Below are 18,955 nucleotides of genomic sequence, written 5' to 3' on the forward strand. Positions count from 1 at the left end.
AGCTATAATTTTAGGCGCAAATATTTAAAATCAAAACTATCTTTAAAGCATATGGCGCTCATCAACATCCTCAGCTTGCTACAGGAAAACGGCCTGTTCGACCGGCAGCTGCAGCTGGCAAGAGGGGCGTATTTGCTCAAGGCCGGCAGTAGCGATAACCATATCTATTATATAGAATCCGGCACCGTCTCGGTTTATATACTGGATGAGGACGAACCACGCATCCTGCGATTCGGCTATCCCGGCGATATTATCGTGGCCCTGGACAGTCTGCTGAGTGGCCAACCTACCGGCTTTACCATACAGGCGTTGAAGAAGACCCGGATCCGCCGGGTACCCTATGCGGCGTTTAAAAATTTACTCCGGCAGGAGCCGGAATTTCAACTGCTTTGGATTTCCCTGCTGGAAGACCTGGTGCTCCAGCAGATCGAAAGAGAGAAGGACCTGCTGATTCAATCCCCCCTGACGCGCTACCAGCGGGTTCTTAAACGCAGTCCGCGGCTTTTTCAGGAGATTCCGCATAAGTATATCGCCTCCTACCTGAGAATGAGCCCGGAAACCCTGTCCCGACTGCAAAAATCTTGAGATCAGTCAAGAATCACGCAAAAGCAATTACAGAACTTTGCATTCCAGCAACCCGATCTCGAGAATAAATACTGGGTGAACCAATAAAAAGTATCAAAGAATGTCAACCAACAGTGCGACATTACTGGACAGCCTCCAAAAAATGACCGAAGCCCATCTTGAGGCCCTGACGCAAATCCAAATACAATCTGATGCGGCCCTGGCCTACAGCGCAGCCCCCGGCAGCTGGAATGTATTGCAATGTATTGAACACCTGAACCGTTACGGCCGGTTTTACCTGCCGGAAATTGACCGGCAACTTTCTAAAGCCGCGTATCCGGCCGCAGCAAAATTTAAAAGCGGCTGGCTCGGGAATTATTTTGCCAAAGCCATGTTGCCTGGCCCGCAAACCAAAAAAATGAAGACCTTCCGGCCCATGGATCCCGCAGCCAGCGGGCTGGACCGTAAGGTCCTGGATGAATTTGAAACCCAGCTACGTCAAATGCTCCAGCTCCTGGACCGCGCGGCAGGGACTGATCTCAATCGGGTAAAAACCGCCATCAGCATCAGTAAATTACTCCGGTTAAAATTGGGTGATACACTTCAGGTTGTGATTTATCACAACGAACGACACCTGCAACAGGCCGCCAGGGCCCTGCAGGCGGCCGAAGCGGCCGCTCCGCATGCAGAGAACCGTTAAGGTTGAAAAATCCAGGGTTTCAATTTGGGGGTATTTACTATCTTTCGGGTAAATAACAGTTGTTAGCATGCATAAAACGATTATTGCCGGATTGGGCAAATACATTCCTGAAAAAACCGTTACCAATCAGGACCTGACCCGGGTCATGGATACCTCCGATGAATGGATCCAGGAACGTACCGGTATCAGGGAACGACACTATGCCAAGCGTTTCGAAGAAACTACCGCGAGCATTGGTGCCAAAGCAGCCACCAGGGCCATAGAACAGGCCGGTATTGCCAAGGAGGATATCGATTTTATCATATTTGCCACTTTAAGTCCGGATTATTATTTTCCGGGCTGTGGCGTGCTGGTACAGCGGATGCTGGGTCTGGGAGAAGTGGGCGCCCTGGACATACGCAATCAGTGTAGTGGTTTTATTTACGGCTTGAGTGTGGCCGACCAGTTCATTAAAACCGGTATGTACCGCAATATCCTGTTGATTGGTGCGGAAATTCATTCCTATGCCCTGGACTTCAGTACCCGGGGCCGCAACGTATCGGTGATCTTTGGTGATGGAGCCGGTGCCGTCGTGCTGCAACCCGCCGGAGAGGAAGGCCGCGGGATTCTCAGTACCCACCTCCATAGTGATGGTGCCAATGCGGAAATGCTGAGCATGCCCAATCCGGGTTTTCATGCCGGTGCGCATGATCCGAAACTCAAGCCCCAGGTGGATGAGGGTGATCCTTATGCCAATCTATTTATCAATCAGCCATTGCTGGAGAGCCAGACCATTTATCCTTTTATGGATGGGCAGGCCGTATTCAAGAGGGCAGTGATTAAAATGCCGGAAGTGATTGATGAAGCGCTTCAGGCCAATGGATTCCGTCAGCAGGATATTGATTTGCTGATCACCCATCAGGCGAACCTGCGGATATCACAGTTCATGCAACAGAAATTACAGCTGAGTGACCAACAGGTCTTTAATAATATCCAGCATTATGGCAATACGACTGCGGCTTCGGTTCCCATTGCCCTTTGTGAGGCATTTGAAGCGGGCAGAATCCAGAAAGGCGATCTGGTCTGTCTGGCAGCTTTTGGCAGTGGCTTTACCTGGGGTAGTGCGCTGATTCAATGGTAGTTCAGGTATAGAGACCGCCATTGACGGACAGTACCTGGCCGGTTATATAAGCAGCTTCCCGGGGTATAAAAGTACCGACGGCATAGGCTACTTCTTCCGGGCTGCCGAACCGGCCTGCGGGAATCAGTTGTTTCATTTGCGATTCATCAATATCAGCCGTCATATCGGTACTGATAAAACCCGGGGCCACGGCATTTACCGTAATATTTCTTTTACCGACTTCCTGTGCCAGGGCCTTGGTGGCGGCAATAATCCCCCCCTTGGCAGCGGAATAATTGGTCTGTCCGGCCATGCCTTTCAGGCCACTTAATGAGACGACATTCACGATACGACCATATCGCTGGCGCAACATGCTGCCTACCACAATGCGGGTTACATTAAAAAAACCACCCAGACTGGTTCCCAGAACCTGATCCCATTGTTCATCCTTCATCCACATCATCAGCACATCATCCTTGATCCCCGCATTATTGACCAGTACTTCGATGGTGTCCTCAGGATGGACTTCAGACCATTCCCGGAGTGCCTGTTCGGTGGCCTGACGATCCGCGACATCAAAGGGCAGCAGGCTGCCCTGACTACCGGCGGCTACTACCGCTTCCAGGGTCTCTTCGGCTTTCTGCCGGTTCGATTTGTAGTTGATCAGGACAGGGTATCCCATGGCAGCCAAGCGGATACAGATGGCTTTTCCAATTCCGCGGGAACCTCCGGTAACCAGGGCATAGTTCATAAAAATCTTGCAAATTTTTTTAAAGATAAGTGATTGATCCGAACCTTGTCGGCAGCCCAAACGATTTTCGTCGGACCGTCGCCCGATAAAAGGTCAGGAATTCGGGGGTATCATTAAAGACCCAGTGGTTCGTTGGCTTCCAGCCAGCTGCGTACTTTAGCCAGGCTTTTGTACAGGGGACCGTCTTCAATAAATTTCGGAAATATATTACGGAGCGCCTGATAGACTGCCTGGGTACGCGGTGCCATATTTTCCTGGCAGCCCAGATAGTCCACTGCCTGCAGGAGTGTCATGGCCTGAATCGAAAGAATTTCGTAGGAATTATCAATTACTTTCTTGGCCAGCTGTGCGCTATTATAACCCATCGAGACAATATCCTGATTATCGTTGTTGTTGGGGATGCTGTGCACATACATCGGGAAGGACAGGGTCTGGTTTTCCGCTGTGGTGGATGTTGCCGTAAACTGGATACCCTGCATGCCGAAATTTAATCCCAGTACGCCCAGGTTGACAAAGGGCGGGAATTTCTGGTTCAGCTTGGCATTGAGCAGGTAATTGAGTTGTCGCTCACTCAGCATGGAAAGTTTGGTAATAGCGATCTTGACCTTGTCCATTTCGAAGGAAACATAATCGCCGTGGAAATTACCACCATGGAAAATATTCTGGTGGGCTGCATCGACGACGGGGTTGTCGTTGACCGAGTTGAGCTCATTGGTGAGTACCGTTTGCGCATTGTCCAATGCGTCATAGATCGGACCAAGTACCTGGGTCACACAACGCAGCGAATAATATTCCTGCACTTTGTCCTCGAAAACATCATGCTGGATATTTTCCGGATTGTAAAGATGTTCGGAGCGGCTGCGTACCATACGGCTGCCTTCCAGCATATCCCGGAATGCCGCTGCGATCGCATTTTGTCCCTTATGTTGTTTTACGATATTCAGCTCCTTGGAAAAATGGTCATCATAAACTTCCATCAGTTCATTGGTGAAAGCCGATAACATTACCGACCAGTTCAGCAGTTTTTTGGCCCGGATGATATTGAGCAAACCCACACCGGTCATCGCGGAAGTGCCGTTCATCAGGGAAATCCCTTCGCGGATATGCACCCGCAGGGGTTGCAGTCCAGCCTGTTGAAAACCCGCGGCTGCAGGCATCAACTGACCCTTATACCAGACTTCGCCTTCGCCGATGACGCCTAGTGCCAGATGCGCCAGTTGCACCAGGTCGCCGCTGGCCCCCACGCCGCCGTGCTCATAAATACAGGGTACCAGATCTGCATTGATCATGTCCGCCAGCAGGGTAATGAGTTCCTGGTGCACCCCGGAGAAGCCTTGCAGGAGATTGTTCAGCCGGGCAATCATTACCGCTCGGCCCAGTAAAGGATTTAGGACCGTTCCGCCGCCGCTGGCATGACTGCGAATCAGGTTGTACTGGAGTTCCAGGATGTTTTCCTTACTGATTTTGTATTGTGCCATTGGGCCGAAACCCGTATTGATCCCGTAAATAAGTTTATGATCGGAAAAACGCTGTAAAAAATCGAAAGAGGCATTTACTTTATCAATCGCAACCTGATCAATTGAGATTGTTTTTTGGCGTAGCAGAATTTCTTCAAAATCACTTAAAGACAGTGGATTACCGCCTATATTAATCATTTCAATTATAATATATTAATTAAAAATTAGGTAGCAAAAGAACAAAATATATGGGTCGCTGCCAAAAAAAGCTGTCCCGGTCATCCCGATCAGGAAATCACCGGGCCGGTTGTGGTTTTTCTTTTATCCACGAATTTTACCGGTTTTCTGGCTCCTTCGGGAAACTGCAATTGTTGCATGGCGGCCGGATCCAGGTACTGAATATGGGGGGTAACCCGGAGTTTGGCCTGCAGATAGGCCTTGATCTGATTCTGGGTTTCAGGGCGTGTATCGGCTGCCAGCAGGTGCAATCGCACTTCATCCGTGCCGATTTCATTGCTGTAGACTTCCACCACATATTCCCGGATCACATCCATCCGATGGATGATTTCAAAGAGGGCCGGGGCAAAAAGTGTCGTGCCCTTGAACTTGATCATCTGTTTTTTACGACCGATTACAGGAGAAAGTCGCAGGGTATGCCGGCCGCAGGCGCAGGCTTCCTGGTAGCCAAGGCAGATATCGCCGGTCTGGTAACGTAGTAGCGGCATACCTTCCACGCCCAGGGTCGTAATAGTGACTTCACCCGGCTGGCCGTCCGGTACCGGAAAACCCTGTTCATCCAGCAGCTCCACGATCAGGAGCTCCGGGTTCAGGTGGCCGCCACGGCCATAACCACATTCGGTAAAAGCGGTTTGCATTTCTGTGGAGGCATAGGTGGAATAAAGCCGGATATCCCAGGCATCCAGGATTTTTTTGCCCAGAATATTGAGTTCCAACTGTTCATCGCGGATATTCTCGCCGATACAGATGGCTTTTTTGACCGAACTGCTATTGGGATCGATACCGTTTTCCGCTGCGTACTGTATCAGTTTAACCAGAAAAGAGGGAACGGCGACCAGGGCGGTGGGTTGCAGCCTTTCGATGACTTCCCACTGCAGGGAGGGTACACCGGGTCCGACCCGGACCACCCCGGCACCCAGCTTACGGATGCCCATATAATAGGCCATACCAGCCATAAACTGACGGTCCAGGGTCAGCATCAGCTGATAAATATCAGCTGCACTGCCATCGGCACATACAAAAGAGCTGTATTCATTGTAAGCCAGTCTTTGCAGATCGTTTTCTGTCAGGGCGATGGTAACCGGGCTGCCCACGGTGCCGGAAGTGGCGGTATATTCAATAATTTTATGGGCGGGCGTGCAGAGAAACATGCCATTGTTTTGCTGCAGGTGTTCCTTATTTGTCAGGGGCATCCGAACCAGGTCTTCGATGGTCCTGATGGATTTGATATCGACGCCATGCTCGCTGAAATGCTGCTGATAAAATGGAGAATGCAAGTGCAGGTATTCCAGCAGCGCTACCAGCTTCAATTCCTGATGCTGTTTAATTTTTTCGCTGGATTCAAAAGAAATCGACAGAAGTTCGTTCATGCTGCAAACTTAAACAGGTTTTAGGCATTTCGACGAGAAGATCAGAAAAAGGAGCCGGATCTGCAAAGTCTGTTTACTTCAGGTTGTCAAGGTAATGTCGCCCGCTTACGGCGAGTCTAACGCTTCAAATAGGGAAGCTATTCCTGAATTTAGGGCTTCGGGTAAGAATTATAAGAAAAGGCTTGTCTTATAGGCAAAAAAAAAGCATCGTGCTTTTGCGTCCGGCAGGTTGCCCTGGCCATTCACGAAAACCCGATGCCTTTAATAGCTTGAAGCATTGTCATGTGGTGTAGCTCTTGGTGTACTGAGTCTGTATATTGCTACACAAAGTCAGCATGCCATCAACCTACAGAACAATTTGGCAAAACTTCCGCTAAAATGCACTTTATTGTCTGCGGCTCACGTCATTTCTCAGCGGGAACATTTTCACGTATTTTACTACATTTCAATCGTTTCGGCCTTGTCAGGACGGCTCCGCAATAAAGCACGAGATACAGCTTCATACATTGCTAATTGGCACGCTGTCCGGCAGTATTCTTGTATATATTACTATACCCGGGTTTATTGCTAAACCACCAGGTTTCCTGCTATCAGCGAACGTCATGTCAAAGAATCTACTGTAAATACACTCTGGAATTTCAGCTTAAAATTCGTTTGAAAAATATGTTGTCGTTTCAGAAGTGCACCATGAAAATACGATTTGAAAACACCCTTTTCCAAATTTTTTGCCCTATTGATACGCACTTGTTGTGAACAGGTTTATGCACATTCTGTCAGAGGACTATACACATATTTGCAGGCTTTATCCCGGCTTCGCTGTTAATAACCACCGCACCGGAAATGCGTATTGGGGGCCGGTACTGTTCTTAAACAGATCATAGTCAGCTGAATAATGAGCTTTAGAGGTCAGGCGTTCCCGCTAAAAACCTTGCAGGCTTCCGGTAATACATCAACACAATTGTATTTCCGCTTCATTATCAGAGGTATAAGGGGCATTATTCGGATAAGCTTCGGTTCGTTGTAGGCCGACGGACCCAAGTAGGCGGCAGTCGTCATACTATTGTCATTTTAATCGATACCCTTTGGGCTGCAGCTCGCGGAACGGCGTAATTGGGATGGTGCGTTTGTCGGTTATCAGCGGGCTTATTGCTACCTTTGCAAAAATTTTAACGGGAGCTCCCGGCCGGTATCAGCCACCCATCCCTCAGCGGAAATGGAGTGGGTTGTTGCTTATAGATCCTCCGATCCCAAGCAGGCCCGGAACCGGCAGCGGGAGTCCTTTATCGTTCTCAAATGGGTAAAACTGGTATAGTACTGATGAATCTCGGCTCGCCGGATTCAACAAGCAGAAAAGATGTAAAAGTCTATCTCGATGAGTTTCTGATGGACGAACGGGTCATTGACAAACCATATTGGCTCCGGCTCCTGCTGGTAAAAGGGATCATCACTCCTTTTAGGGCGGCAAAATCTGCCGAAGCCTACCAGACGATCTGGTGGCCGGAGGGTTCTCCGCTGGTGGTATTGACGGATCGACTGAAACAGGTATTGGAACCACGGGTAGACGCTCCCGTGGAAGTAGCCATGCGGTATGGCAATCCCCATCCCAAAGAAGCTTACGACCGGCTGCTTGAACGTGCACCCGATCTGGAAGAAGTGATCCTGGTACCGCTCTATCCCCATTATGCGATGAGTAGTTGGGAAACGGCAGCTGAGTATGCCCGGGAAGTATACCGAAAGCAGGGTTATGGTTTCAAATTGACGGTTATGCCTGCTTTCTACGACCATCCCGCCTATATTCAGGCCCTGGCAGAAAGTATCCGGCCCCACCTGGCCGGGGATTTTGATCAGTTATTGTTCAGCTATCATGGCATTCCGGAATCTCATATCTATAAAACCGGGACACCCAGTCGCGCCCATGACCTGGTGGCGCCAGATCATTGCTGCGAGGACCCGCAGTTACAACAAACCTGTTACCGGCATCAGGTCATTGAGGCCACCCGGCGCACCGCAGAAGCGCTGGGACTGGAACGCCATCAATGGGCCATTGCCTTTCAAAGCCGGCTGGGCCGGGATCCCTGGCTGCTGCCCAGCACCCAGGAGAGGCTTCCGAATCTTCCGGGGGAAGGCGTTAAAAAAATCAAGGTAGTTTGCCCTTCTTTTGTCAGTGACTGTCTGGAAACGCTGGAAGAAATTGATATCCGGGGGCGGGAAGATTTTCTGGCCAACGGAGGTGAAAGCTTTGAATATATTGGATGCCTCAATACCGATCCCCTCTGGCAGTATACCCTGATCCGGTTGATGGAAGAAGCCGCCGGCCATACGCTGTAGCCCCGGGGTGCCTGAAAACCTGCCAGTGATCCTGGCAGAAGGGATCATAATTAGGAATATGGAAAAGACACATCATTATCAAACTACCATCCGCTGGCAATCCGGGGAGGGCACGCGCAGTTATCAGGCCTACCAGCGGGATTTTTCTATTGCGGTTACAGGCAAACCTGACCTGCCCGGTTCCTCAGATCCTTCCTTCCGGGGAAATCCGCAGCGTTACAACCCTGAAGAGCTCCTGCTGAGCGCCATTGCCAGCTGTCATATGTTATGGTACCTGCATTTCTGTGCCGTGAATGGTGTGGTCGTAACGGACTATGAGGATCAGGCAAACGCCACCATGGCGGAAACCGCGGCGGGCAGCGGCAAATTTACCGAAGTGATCCTCTATCCGGTGGTTCGGGTAACCGATCCCTCCATGGTAGATAAAGCCATGCAATTGCATGAGCAAGCCAATAAGTATTGTTTTATAGCAAATTCACTGAACTTTACCGTAAACCATCGGCCGAAAATTATGCTGAATAACGAATGAGTCATGCTTATTTATATGTCAAGGCCCTGCACATCATATTTGTAGTGACCTGGTTTGCCGGATTATTTTATATGCCCCGGCTGCTGATCTATAATGTGGAGGCCAATGAGCGACCCGCTCCGATCCGCGAATCCCTGCAGGCGCAGTTCGCTGTCATGATGAAGCGACTCTGGTTTGGCATCACCTGGCCTTCGGCCATCCTGACCCTGATTCTCGGACTGACGGTCCTCATCAAGGGAGGCTGGCTGAATGTCCTGGGCCATCCAGAAGGCCGCTGGCTCCTGCTGAAGCTGATCCTGGTGGTATTTCTTTATGGTTATCATTATGCCACCCACCGGATTTTCAAACAACAGTTGCAGGGCCGCTTCGTCTACAGCTCCCAGCAATTACGCCTCTTCAATGAAATCGCTACGGTATTGCTGATTTGTATTGTGATGCTCGTGGTGGTCAAGCAGGGGTTGAGTCTGCTCTGGGGACTTTTGGGTACCCTGCTGCTGGTAATCGTTTTGATGCTGGCCATCCGGATATATAAGCGGATCCGTAAGGGCTAGGGGCCCCGGTCAAAAAATGTTGCAGTTCCCGCGCGCAAAAGCTTTCTGAATCCCTGTGATTTTGTATGTTAGCATTTTATCGATGCTGCCGCCATTGCTATCGATTGCCGGCAGGAAAGATTGCCCATCTTTTAATTCCAGAATATGAGTATAAAACGACGTGATTTTTTAGGAAGGCTTTCCAAGGCCGGTCTGGCGGGTGCCCTGGGCATACCGGGCGGTGCCGCCCTGTTGCCAGCAATTCAGACAGGAAGCGCCGATCCGGAAGCCGGCCATATTTTCCTGACCCCGCCCTACCTGCAGGCCACCGGTCCGGACGGGATCTGTATTTCCTGGATCACCAACCAGCTTTGCTACAGCTGGGTGGAATTCGGCATCGCCGGAAAACTGGACCAGCGGGCCCATACGATTCATAACGGGATGGTGGATGCCAATAATCGGATCAACCGGGTACAGCTCACCGGTTTGCAGCCGGGAACAAAATACAGTTACCGGGTGGTGTCCCGGGAGATTATTTCATTTAAGCCCTATCAACTCACTTATGGGGAGCGCATCACCAGTGAGGTCCATAGCTTTCAGACCATGGACCCGGAGGCCCCAGAACTTCGCTGGCTGGTGCTGAATGATATTCATGACCGCCCGCACTCATTTGGTGACCTGTTGCAGCTCAATGGGAGCGATCCCTATGATTATGTGTTTTTGAACGGTGATATGTTTGATTACCAGACCGGCGAACAGCAGCTGATCGACCACCTGCTACAACCCTGCACAGCGGTTTTTGCCAGCCGGACCCCCTTTCTATTTGTGCGCGGTAATCATGAAACCCGCGGTAAATTTGCCCGGGGCATTGCCGATTACTTTAGTTCTCCCTCTGGTCATTATTATTATGCTTACCGCTGGGGACCGGTCTATCATATCGTGCTGGACACCGGCGAAGATAAGCACGATGATCATCCGGTCTATGCGGGCATCGTGGATTTTGACGGCTACCGTCGCGAGCAGGCCCGCTGGCTGGAGCAGCTGTTGCAATCATCCGAATGCAGGAATGCCCCGTTTCGGGTGGTCATGATGCATATTCCGCATTTTCATTCCGGTGACTGGCATGGTACCCTGCATTGCCGGGAATTGTTTGCGCCCCTGTTCAACAAGTATAAAGTGGACCTGTTGCTGGCGGGCCATACCCATAAATATGGCGTTTTCCCGCCCGAAGCCGGCAACCATGAATTTCCAATAATCATTGGCGGCGGCCCCAAAGAAGGTACCCGTACCCTGATTAAACTCAAAGCCAATCAGCGTCAGATCGACCTGCAAATGATCCGTGATGACGGCGCAAAGGTCGGTACCTATCAGGTGAAAAGGAGGTGATGCGGGTCGCTAGGTTATTGAAGAAGTTTTTTGATGGCCTGATGGGTTTTTTCAAACTGAAAACCGGCGACCGTTTCGTTCATTAATTCCCGGATGGCTGCATTACAGAGATTATGGATGCTGCCTTCATGTGGATTTTGAACCGGCCGGGATTCAGGCACCTGATAGGTGCCGTCTTCCACCGAGCGGCCTACTTCCAGGTAGGCATCCCGGAAGGGCAGGCCTTCCATCACCCGCTGGTTGACCAGGTCCACCGTAAACAGATATTTATATTTTTCATCCTTCAGTAAGTCGGGTTTCACTTCAATATGGCTGAGCATCAGCCCCGCCATTTCCAGACAATTCCGCAGTGAAAGAAATGCCGGGAACAGGTGTTCCTTCAGCAATTGCAGGTCCCGGTGATAGCCCGAGGGAAGATTGGAGGTCATCATCAGGATCTCGTTGGGCAGGGCCTTGATCCGGTTGGCATGGGAGCGGATCAGTTCAAACACATCCGGATTTTTTTTATGGGGCATGATGCTGCTGCCGGTGGTCAATTCCGCCGGGAAGCTTACAAAACCGAAATTCTGGTTCAGGTAAAGGGTCATGTCCATACTTAAGCGGCTCAGGGTATCGGCGATCCCCGCCATGGCCTGGGCCACTACCCGTTCAGCCTTACCCCTGCCCATCTGCGCGTAAACCACATTGTAGTTCAGGCTGGCAAAACCCAGTAGGTCGGTCGTCATCTGGCGGTTTATCGGAAAGGAGGAGCCATAACCTGCCGCCGAACCCAGGGGGTTTTTATTAACCACCTCATAGGCTGCTTTTAAAACAGTCAGGTCATCCACCAGGCTTTCGGCATATGCGCCAAACCAGAGACCGAAAGAAGAAGGCATGGCCAGTTGCAGGTGGGTATAGCCGGGATAAAGATGGTCCTTGTATTGTTCACTCTGGCTTTGCAGTAGTTCGAAAAAGGGCTGAACGGCATTTACCAATTGTTCAATTTCATGACGGAGGTAGAGTTTGATGTCTACCAGTACCTGGTCATTGCGGCTGCGGGCACTATGGATTTTCTTGCCGGCATCCCCCAGTTTTTGGGTCAGCAGTAGTTCCACCTGGGAATGAATGTCTTCCACGTCGTCCTGAAGGGTAAATTGACCGGCTTCAATCGTTTGGTAAATTTCCTTTAAGGCTTGCTGGAGCTGTGCCAGGTCGGCCTTGTCCAGCAGGCCGACGGATTCCAGCATCTGTATATGTGCCAGGGAACCCAGCACGTCAAAAGCGGCCAGGTACTGATCCATTTCGCGGTCCTTACCGACGGTAAATAATTCAACTTCCTTCAGGGCCTGGGTATCCTTCTGCCAGAGTTTCATCCGTTTGTATTTTGTAGTTTATAATTGCGGGAGCGGGTTCCCGCAGCTTGGAGGGCAACAGAACCGGTGGTTCCTGCCATACCGGGCGCAATTTAGCTTTAAACGGGCAAATCGGGCGCAATATATCCTGATATTCTGACTACCAGCCTGCTGAGATCGGCGTCTGCCCGTTACGGTAATTTTTTAAATTGATGATCACCTGGGTATCGGGCAGCATCCGGGTAATGCGGAGGGCTTCCGCGTCTTTGATCGACCCCCTGATCTGTAATTCTTCGATCTGGATATCCCGCAGGCCATCCGGGATCCGGACCTCACCGGTAAAATACAGGACCAGTTTTTTAATTTTTTTCAGGGCCAGGATTTCCGGCGGGACTTCAGCGACCCGGAGCTGGATGGCATCCATTGAGGCCAGCTCCTTTACCACGCGGGCGTTGACCGGATCGGCTTTTCTGATGATCCATCCGATCCGGGGTCGCAGGGTATAATCCTTCCGGTCCTGGTGCAGGCCCATGAATCCGGCCCAGAGTTCCAGCGGCGTGGTAACAATACTTCCATCCGGGTTCAATTTTTGGTGTTTCAGATCCACTTTGCAGATTTCAGGCGGCAGGTTCCAGCTGCCCGACAGGCTGTCCAGGTTATTGCAACGGCCATCCCGGTCATAGGGGAAGAATTTGACAATCCAGCCATCAATAGATTTGGATTTGTAGAAACCTCCTGCTTCATGGTATTTAAACATCTGCTGCCAGAAATGGATATTGACTTTTTTTTCAGCCGCATTAATAAATTCCTGAAGAATGGGTTCCAGTTCATCGGTCCACCATCCGAGATCGTATTTTTTCAGGCTTTGGGTCCTTGCCAGTACCGATTTCCAGTCGGCCGGACTGCCTTCCAGGGTAATCGAGGGAATCCCGCAACCCACGATCAGTACCAGGTATTCAAAATATTTTTTCATGGCATCCATCAGGGTAATCTCGGCAGCCATCCGGGTTGCCGGTGTGGTGGTGGAGAAATCGGCAACCAGTGGACCCAGTTGTTGCCCTACCGTATTGTCGTTTATCTGTCGGGTAAATTCCGGAAAGACTTCCTCCCAGGGACTGGCAGGATCATCCAGACGGATCTTATCATTACGGACGACCAGCGTAATTTTTCCCTTATGGCTGACCAGTCGGGGGCGCAGGGTTTCCGCATGGGCGTTCACGTGCTGAGAAAACCCCTGCAGGATCAGTAACCAGATCATATCCGGTGACAGGGTAAAAGGCCGGTGCTCCGCATATGCATGGTACATGCCATCAAAAAAACTGTGGTATCCATAATGTACCAGGCTGTGGTCGGTACTGGAACGGGCTACCAGGTCTGGCAGGGGGTTGAAATCTGCCGGGGGCTGTTTACGGGTAGTATAACCCGCGTCAATGGCCATCAGGCTGTTGAAGATTTCATTACCGGTATACTCCGGTAACAGGAAATCGGGTGCTTTCAGATTTTCGATAGTAAATTTAAAAGACTGCTGGGCAGCGGTAGGAAAAGTCAACCAGCAAAGTAGCAGGACGGATATGGCTTGTCTCATCATTCGTTATCTGTTTCAACAATGATGCAGCCGCCAATAAATTACATAACCAACCGCGAGATAATTTCGATATAGTCCCGGATGCCTTCCTCAATTTCGGCCAGGTAGATGAATTCATCAGCGGTATGACTACGCGCACTGTCACCCGGACCCATTTTCAGGGCTGCAAAAGGCATCAGGGCCTTGTCTGAAGTAGTAGGGGAGCCGTAACGGGTCTTGCCCATGGCCTGGCCCGCCTGTATGAGCGGATGTTCCGGCGATATCGATGTGGACCGCAGCCGGGTAGACCGGGGCTGAAATTCACTGGAGATATGACGACCGATTTCGGTGAGCACTTCCTCAAAACTGTAGCACTCATTGATCCGGATATCTACCACGTAACTGCAGAGGGCCGGAACGACGTTATGGGCCTTATTTTCAGTTTCGATTACGGTAACCGACATTTTATTAGGTCCCAGTAAGGCGGATACTTTTTCAAATTGATAACTTTCAAACCACCGGATTTCCTGCAGGGCTTTGTAGATGGCGTTTTCGCCTTCATTACGGGCGGCATGGCCGGCTTTTCCCCGGGTTTTGACATCAAGGACCATCAGGCCTCTTTCAGCCACTGCCATCTGCATCAGGGTGGGTTCGCCCACAATGGCGACATCAATGGGAGGCAACAGTTTCACAACGGCTTCAATGCCGTTATATCCGGAAATTTCTTCCTCAGCGCTGGCGACCAGCATCAGATTATAGCCGAGGTCGGTGCGGTTATAAAAATAAATAAAAGCAGCAATCAGGGCTACCAGACAGCCACCGGCATCATTACTGCCCAGTCCGTAGAGTTTACCATCTTTTTCGATGGGGGTGAAGGGGTCCAGGCTGTAATTCGGATTGGGTTTTACGGTATCATGATGCGAATTCAACAGCAGGGTGGGTTTTTGGGCGTCGAAATGGCGGTTGCGGGCCATAATGTTATTACCCTGCTGTTCAGCCGGAATACCGGCTTCCTGCAGGTGTGCCTTGATCAGGTCAGCAGTCTGCGCTTCCTGTTTACTGAAACTGGGTGTGGCAATCAGTGCTTTGAGCAGATCAATGGCAGCGCTGTATAATAAGGATTGATTCATGAAGCTGTTATTAGGGTCCCGGCGGTATGCGGACCGGTATTTTCAAGCAAATCGGCTGCATCCCCGATCAGCACCTGGTGAACGCCCGCGTCGATAGCAGCAAAGGCATTATCGATCTTGGGCAGGATGCCTTCAAAAAGCTTTTTTTCGGCCAGCAGTTGCCGGTATTTTTCTTTATGGATACGGTGGATTACCGATTGGTTATCGTTGACATCTTCCAGCACCCCCTTTTTTTCAAAACAGTAGATCAGCCGGACATCGTAGTTTTCGGAGAGCCCCACAGCCAGTGCCGAAGCAATCGTATCCGCATTTGTATTCAGCATATGCCCGGCACCATCATGGGTCAGCGGGGCGAAAACCGGGGTCATGCCGGCTTGCAGCATCGCCTGGAGCGGTGTTGTATCTACCCCATCCGCATCGATATCGCCGACCCAGCCAAAATCTACGGACTGGCCGTCAATGGTTTTCAGCGGTCTTTTGCGGGCAGGGATGATATTGGCATCGGCTCCGGTCAGACCGATGGCCCTGGTTCCGATCGCCTGCAAGCGGGCTACCAACCTTTTATTCACCAATCCACCATATACCATGGTGACGATATCTATGGTATCATCATCGGTTATCCGGCGGCCATGGATATAGCGGGAGGGAAGGCCCATTTTCTCGCCGATCATGGTGGCAATTTTACCACCGCCATGCACCAGCAATTTATAGCCGTCTACGGCGGCAAAATCTTTCAGGAAAGCTGTCAGGGCATCCGGGTGGTCAATCACATTGCCACCGACTTTTATCACAAAAAGGAGGGGCTTATGGGTTTGCTGATTGTTCAATAAGACTATATTTTAAAGCGCCGGAACGGTTTGTTCCCTGCGGTGATCAATAGCTGCCGGAGCAATTCCGGTGAAACCAGGATCTGACTGATTCGTCATCAGCCTTTCAGGAGTTCGCTGAGTACGGCCTGGGCTGCCCATACCCGGTTGCCGGCTTCCTGCGTGATGATGCTGTTGGGGCCATCCAGGATGGCATCACTAAGCTCCACATTGCGACGTACCGGCAGGCAATGCATTACTTTAGCCTGGTGGGTTTGCTCCAGTTTTTCCGGCGTCAGCATCCACTGCTGATCCTGGCTCAATATTTTTCCATAATCCTGGTAACTGCTCCAGTTTTTTACATAGACATAATCTGCATCCCGGAGTGCCGCGTCCTGATCATGGAGGACCGGTGCGGAACCGGTAAACTGCTTGTCCAGTTCGTATCCTTCGGGATGGGTTACCACAAAATCTGCCTGGCCCCAGGCGGTCATCCACTGTGCAAAACTATTGGCCACGCATTGGGGCAGTGGTTTTACATGGGGCGCCCAGCTGAGTACGACTTTGGGGCGTCGCTGTAGCTGAAAAGTCTCTTTGATGGTAACTACATCGGTCAGGCTTTGCAAAGGGTGCAGGGTGGCACTTTCCAGGCTCACTACCGGCAACCCCGAGTATTTGATAAACTGATGAATATAGCGTTCACTGTAATCTTCCTCCCGACTTTGCAGGGAAGGAAAAGTACGGATGGCCAGGATATCAAAATATTTACCGAAAATGGGTGCGGCGTCTTTGACATGTTCAGCGGTTTTCCCATCCATGACGGCACCATCCTCGAATTCCAGCTGCCAGCCTTCACTGCCCACATTGAAGACAATGGCATCCATACCCAGTTGCTGGGCGGCGATCTGGGTGCTCAGTCGGGTCCGCATGCTGGGGTTGAGGAATAAACAACCGATACGTTTTCCGCGACCCAGTTGCTGATCCTTTAAAGGTGCCGCCTTATAGCCCAGTGCGTTATCCGCCAGGGCATTGATATCGGCAACATCTGCGGCACTGATAAATCGGTTGTTCGGAAGTAAAGACATGGTAAGATTCAGCTATTAATATTCAAAAATATAAATAATTCCAGCTGTTCCTGTTTGTTTGAGGCCGGAAACATCGAACCCGAATCGGGATTTGGAACAGCGAATATAGGGATCCCGTCGGTGGCAGCTGCAGCGACGCCGTTTGGCCATCTCCGGTTTATTCCGCCACTACGGTCATTGCCGCAATTTCTTCCTTGATGGATTCAATAAACTGTTCGGCATCTTTTTTCTTCAGCGCCAGTGATGGCAGAAGCCGGATGACATTGGGTTTGGCTTCGCCGGTGAATATCTTATGGTGCTGCAGGAGATTTTTTCGCAGGGCAGCCAACTCTCCGGGTACATTGAACCCGATCATCAGACCACGGCCCCGCACCTGTTCCAGTTCGGGAATTCTGGAAAGCTCTTCACGCAGGTATTTGCCGATCATGGTGGCATTGCCCAGCAACTTTTCTTCTTTCATGACTTCCAGCACCGCCAGTGCAGCGGCACAAGCCAGGTGGTTGCCGCCGAATGTGGTACCCAGTCGGAAATGTTGCGGTCGGATATGGGGCGCAATGATAATGCCACCGATCGGAAAACCATTACCCATACCCTTGGCCATTGAATAGATATCCGCATTTACACCGGCGAAATCATGACTGAAGAATTTTCCGGTTCTGCCGTAGCCGCATTGCACCGCATCGGCGATATAGACGGCCCCGTACTGGTCGCAAAGTGAGCGGATCAGTTTTAAAAACCCTTCACTGGCAATATTGATGCCGCCCACCCCCTGGATGCCTTCGATGATTACGGCGGCAATCTGATCGCCGTTTTTATCAAAATGTTCCTGAAGGGCGTTTTCATCATTGAAGGGCAGGAAACTCACATTTTCTGTTTCGTTGACCGGGGCGCTGTAATTTTTATTATCAGTGACTGCTACCGCCAGTGAGGTACGGCCATGAAATGCTTTGCTGAAAGCCACAATCTGCTTTCTGCCCGTATGAAAAGAAGCCATTTTCAGGGCATTTTCGTTGGCTTCTGCCCCGGAATTGCATAAAAACAGCTGATAATCGGCTTTTCCACAGACCTGCCCCAGTTTTTCGGCCAGTTCTTCCTGCAGGGGATTTTTAATGGAATTGGAATAAAAAGCGATTTTTTCCAGTTGATCTTCAATGCGTCGTACCCAGTACGGATGTGTATGGCCGATGCTGATGACCGCATGTCCGCCATAAAGGTCTAAATACTGGTTGCCTTCACTATCCCATACATAAGAGCCTTTGGCCTTGGCGATAGTGACATCATTGAGAGGGTAAACGTCGAAAAGATTCATTTTAAAGATTTGGGAAAAAAGATAAAAAATAACCCCGCCGGAAGCGGGGCACAAATTTAATTAAAATTTTGTTGAGGGGCTGAAAAATTGTGACGGATACAGACTTCGCAACAAGTTAATTCAGCAATTCCGGATCTTTCACCAGGTCGGCCTTCTCCTCCTGGCGTACGGCTTCCCAGCTGCCGGTAACCACCCGCAGGTTGTGAATATCGTTTCTTTTCAACACCGATGCGGCAAAATAGGCATCGGCTTCCCCGGAACCGATCAGATAAAGGTTGTCCTTGTCCTCGATGGCAGCCATGCGCAAGGGATCGGCAATCTGGCTCAGCGGGATATTGACGGCATCGCGCAGATGACTTTCGGCAAAAGCTACAGCAGGCCTGAGATCCAGCAATACCAGGTTTTCATCAAAGGGGATGTCCATCATCAGTTCGTCCGGCAGTACCTCAATCAGCAGATCTGTTTCCCGGCCCGCCGCCTTCCAGGCCGCGAAGCCCCCATCCAGATCGCCCAGCAAACGAATGCCGGAATTCCGGAACGGATCCAGCAGGGCGCTACTCTCTGCTGGTGTCTTTCCGGTAATCAGCAGTACCGGCGCGGATAATTTAATATAAGTCGACAGGATATTCAGATAGTCAGCCAACCTTGCAGGGGCTACCAGCAGACTGCCTTTTATAAAACCTTCCCGTTGCTGTTCCCCGGTGCGCAGGTCCAGGACGATGGCGCCCTGACTGATCTGTGTTATACATTCATCGATAGATAATGATACCATGCGGATT

General features: G+C 50.7%; 17 protein-coding genes. 7 read left to right on the forward strand and 10 right to left on the reverse strand.

Annotated features, from left to right (window positions below; translation table 11 throughout):
* Positions 1 to 51: 51 nt before the first annotated feature.
* The 3 genes from ACYVI9_RS10275 (at position 52) to ACYVI9_RS10285 (ending at position 2,384) form a co-directional block, all read left to right on the forward strand.
* On the forward strand, positions 52 to 585 hold the full coding sequence (locus ACYVI9_RS10275; protein ID WP_460764226.1) for a Crp/Fnr family transcriptional regulator: 534 nt from the start codon (positions 52 to 54) through the stop codon (positions 583 to 585).
* A gap of 100 nt (positions 586 to 685) precedes the next feature.
* Complete coding sequence (locus ACYVI9_RS10280; RefSeq protein WP_460764227.1) at positions 686 to 1,264, forward strand: DinB family protein; 579 nt, start codon at positions 686 to 688, stop codon at positions 1,262 to 1,264.
* 67 nt (positions 1,265 to 1,331) lie between these two features.
* Positions 1,332 to 2,384, forward strand: a complete 1,053-nt coding sequence (locus ACYVI9_RS10285) for a 3-oxoacyl-ACP synthase III family protein (RefSeq protein ID WP_460764229.1) — start codon at positions 1,332 to 1,334, stop codon at positions 2,382 to 2,384.
* Position 2,385: 1 nt separating this feature from the next.
* Here ACYVI9_RS10285 and fabG read toward each other — a convergent pair whose 3' ends face one another.
* The 3 genes from fabG to ACYVI9_RS10300 form a co-directional block, all read right to left on the reverse strand.
* Positions 2,386 to 3,114 carry a 3-oxoacyl-ACP reductase FabG gene (gene fabG, locus ACYVI9_RS10290; protein ID WP_460764231.1) on the reverse strand — a complete coding sequence of 243 codons (729 nt, stop codon included), beginning with the start codon at positions 3,112 to 3,114 and terminating at the stop codon, positions 2,386 to 2,388.
* 113 nt (positions 3,115 to 3,227) lie between these two features.
* Positions 3,228 to 4,769 (reverse strand): HAL/PAL/TAL family ammonia-lyase, encoded by a 1,542-nt coding sequence (locus tag ACYVI9_RS10295; RefSeq protein ID WP_460764233.1) that lies wholly within the window; start codon positions 4,767 to 4,769, stop codon positions 3,228 to 3,230.
* 89 nt (positions 4,770 to 4,858) lie between these two features.
* Positions 4,859 to 6,178 carry a phenylacetate--CoA ligase family protein gene (locus ACYVI9_RS10300; protein ID WP_460764235.1) on the reverse strand — a complete coding sequence of 440 codons (1,320 nt, stop codon included), beginning with the start codon at positions 6,176 to 6,178 and terminating at the stop codon, positions 4,859 to 4,861.
* A gap of 1,293 nt (positions 6,179 to 7,471) precedes the next feature.
* On the opposite strand from ACYVI9_RS10300, the gene hemH reads away from it, so the two are divergent.
* From hemH to ACYVI9_RS10320, 4 genes are all read left to right on the forward strand, one after another.
* Positions 7,472 to 8,506, forward strand: coding sequence for a ferrochelatase (gene hemH, locus ACYVI9_RS10305; RefSeq protein WP_460764237.1), 1,035 nt, complete (start codon positions 7,472 to 7,474; stop codon positions 8,504 to 8,506).
* Positions 8,507 to 8,564: 58 nt separating this feature from the next.
* Positions 8,565 to 9,035 carry an OsmC family protein gene (locus tag ACYVI9_RS10310; protein WP_460764239.1) on the forward strand — a complete coding sequence of 157 codons (471 nt, stop codon included), beginning with the start codon at positions 8,565 to 8,567 and terminating at the stop codon, positions 9,033 to 9,035.
* Positions 9,032 to 9,586, forward strand: coding sequence for a CopD family protein (locus ACYVI9_RS10315; protein ID WP_460764241.1), 555 nt, complete (start codon positions 9,032 to 9,034; stop codon positions 9,584 to 9,586). Before ACYVI9_RS10310 ends, ACYVI9_RS10315 begins: the two co-directional genes overlap by 4 nt.
* A gap of 144 nt (positions 9,587 to 9,730) precedes the next feature.
* Positions 9,731 to 10,951 carry a purple acid phosphatase family protein gene (locus tag ACYVI9_RS10320; protein WP_460764243.1) on the forward strand — a complete coding sequence of 407 codons (1,221 nt, stop codon included), beginning with the start codon at positions 9,731 to 9,733 and terminating at the stop codon, positions 10,949 to 10,951.
* A gap of 14 nt (positions 10,952 to 10,965) precedes the next feature.
* Here ACYVI9_RS10320 and argH read toward each other — a convergent pair whose 3' ends face one another.
* The 7 genes from argH to ACYVI9_RS10355 all read right to left on the reverse strand — a co-directional run bounded on the left by argH (position 10,966) and on the right by ACYVI9_RS10355 (position 18,948).
* Entirely contained in the window at positions 10,966 to 12,303 is a 1,338-nt protein-coding gene (gene argH / locus ACYVI9_RS10325; RefSeq protein WP_460764245.1) for an argininosuccinate lyase, read from the reverse strand.
* A 139-nt stretch (positions 12,304 to 12,442) separates the two neighbouring features.
* Entirely contained in the window at positions 12,443 to 13,870 is a 1,428-nt protein-coding gene (locus ACYVI9_RS10330; RefSeq protein WP_460764247.1) for a DUF4419 domain-containing protein, read from the reverse strand.
* Between the two features lie 38 nt (positions 13,871 to 13,908).
* Positions 13,909 to 14,976, reverse strand: coding sequence for a M20 family metallo-hydrolase (locus ACYVI9_RS10335; protein WP_460764249.1), 1,068 nt, complete (start codon positions 14,974 to 14,976; stop codon positions 13,909 to 13,911).
* Entirely contained in the window at positions 14,973 to 15,803 is an 831-nt protein-coding gene (gene argB, locus ACYVI9_RS10340) for an acetylglutamate kinase (RefSeq protein ID WP_460764251.1), read from the reverse strand. Before argB ends, ACYVI9_RS10335 begins: the two co-directional genes overlap by 4 nt.
* A 98-nt stretch (positions 15,804 to 15,901) precedes the next feature.
* Complete coding sequence (locus ACYVI9_RS10345) at positions 15,902 to 16,867, reverse strand: N-acetylornithine carbamoyltransferase (RefSeq protein ID WP_460764253.1); 966 nt, start codon at positions 16,865 to 16,867, stop codon at positions 15,902 to 15,904.
* Positions 16,868 to 17,024: 157 nt separating this feature from the next.
* A complete protein-coding gene (locus tag ACYVI9_RS10350) occupies positions 17,025 to 18,176 on the reverse strand; it encodes an aspartate aminotransferase family protein (protein WP_460764254.1) in 1,152 nt (383 codons plus the stop codon).
* Positions 18,177 to 18,291: 115 nt separating this feature from the next.
* Positions 18,292 to 18,948 (reverse strand): rhodanese-like domain-containing protein, encoded by a 657-nt coding sequence (locus tag ACYVI9_RS10355; RefSeq protein WP_460764255.1) that lies wholly within the window; start codon positions 18,946 to 18,948, stop codon positions 18,292 to 18,294.
* Between the last annotated feature and the right edge of the window lie 7 nt (positions 18,949 to 18,955).

The sequence above is a fragment of the Niabella terrae genome, from assembly GCF_054783135.1.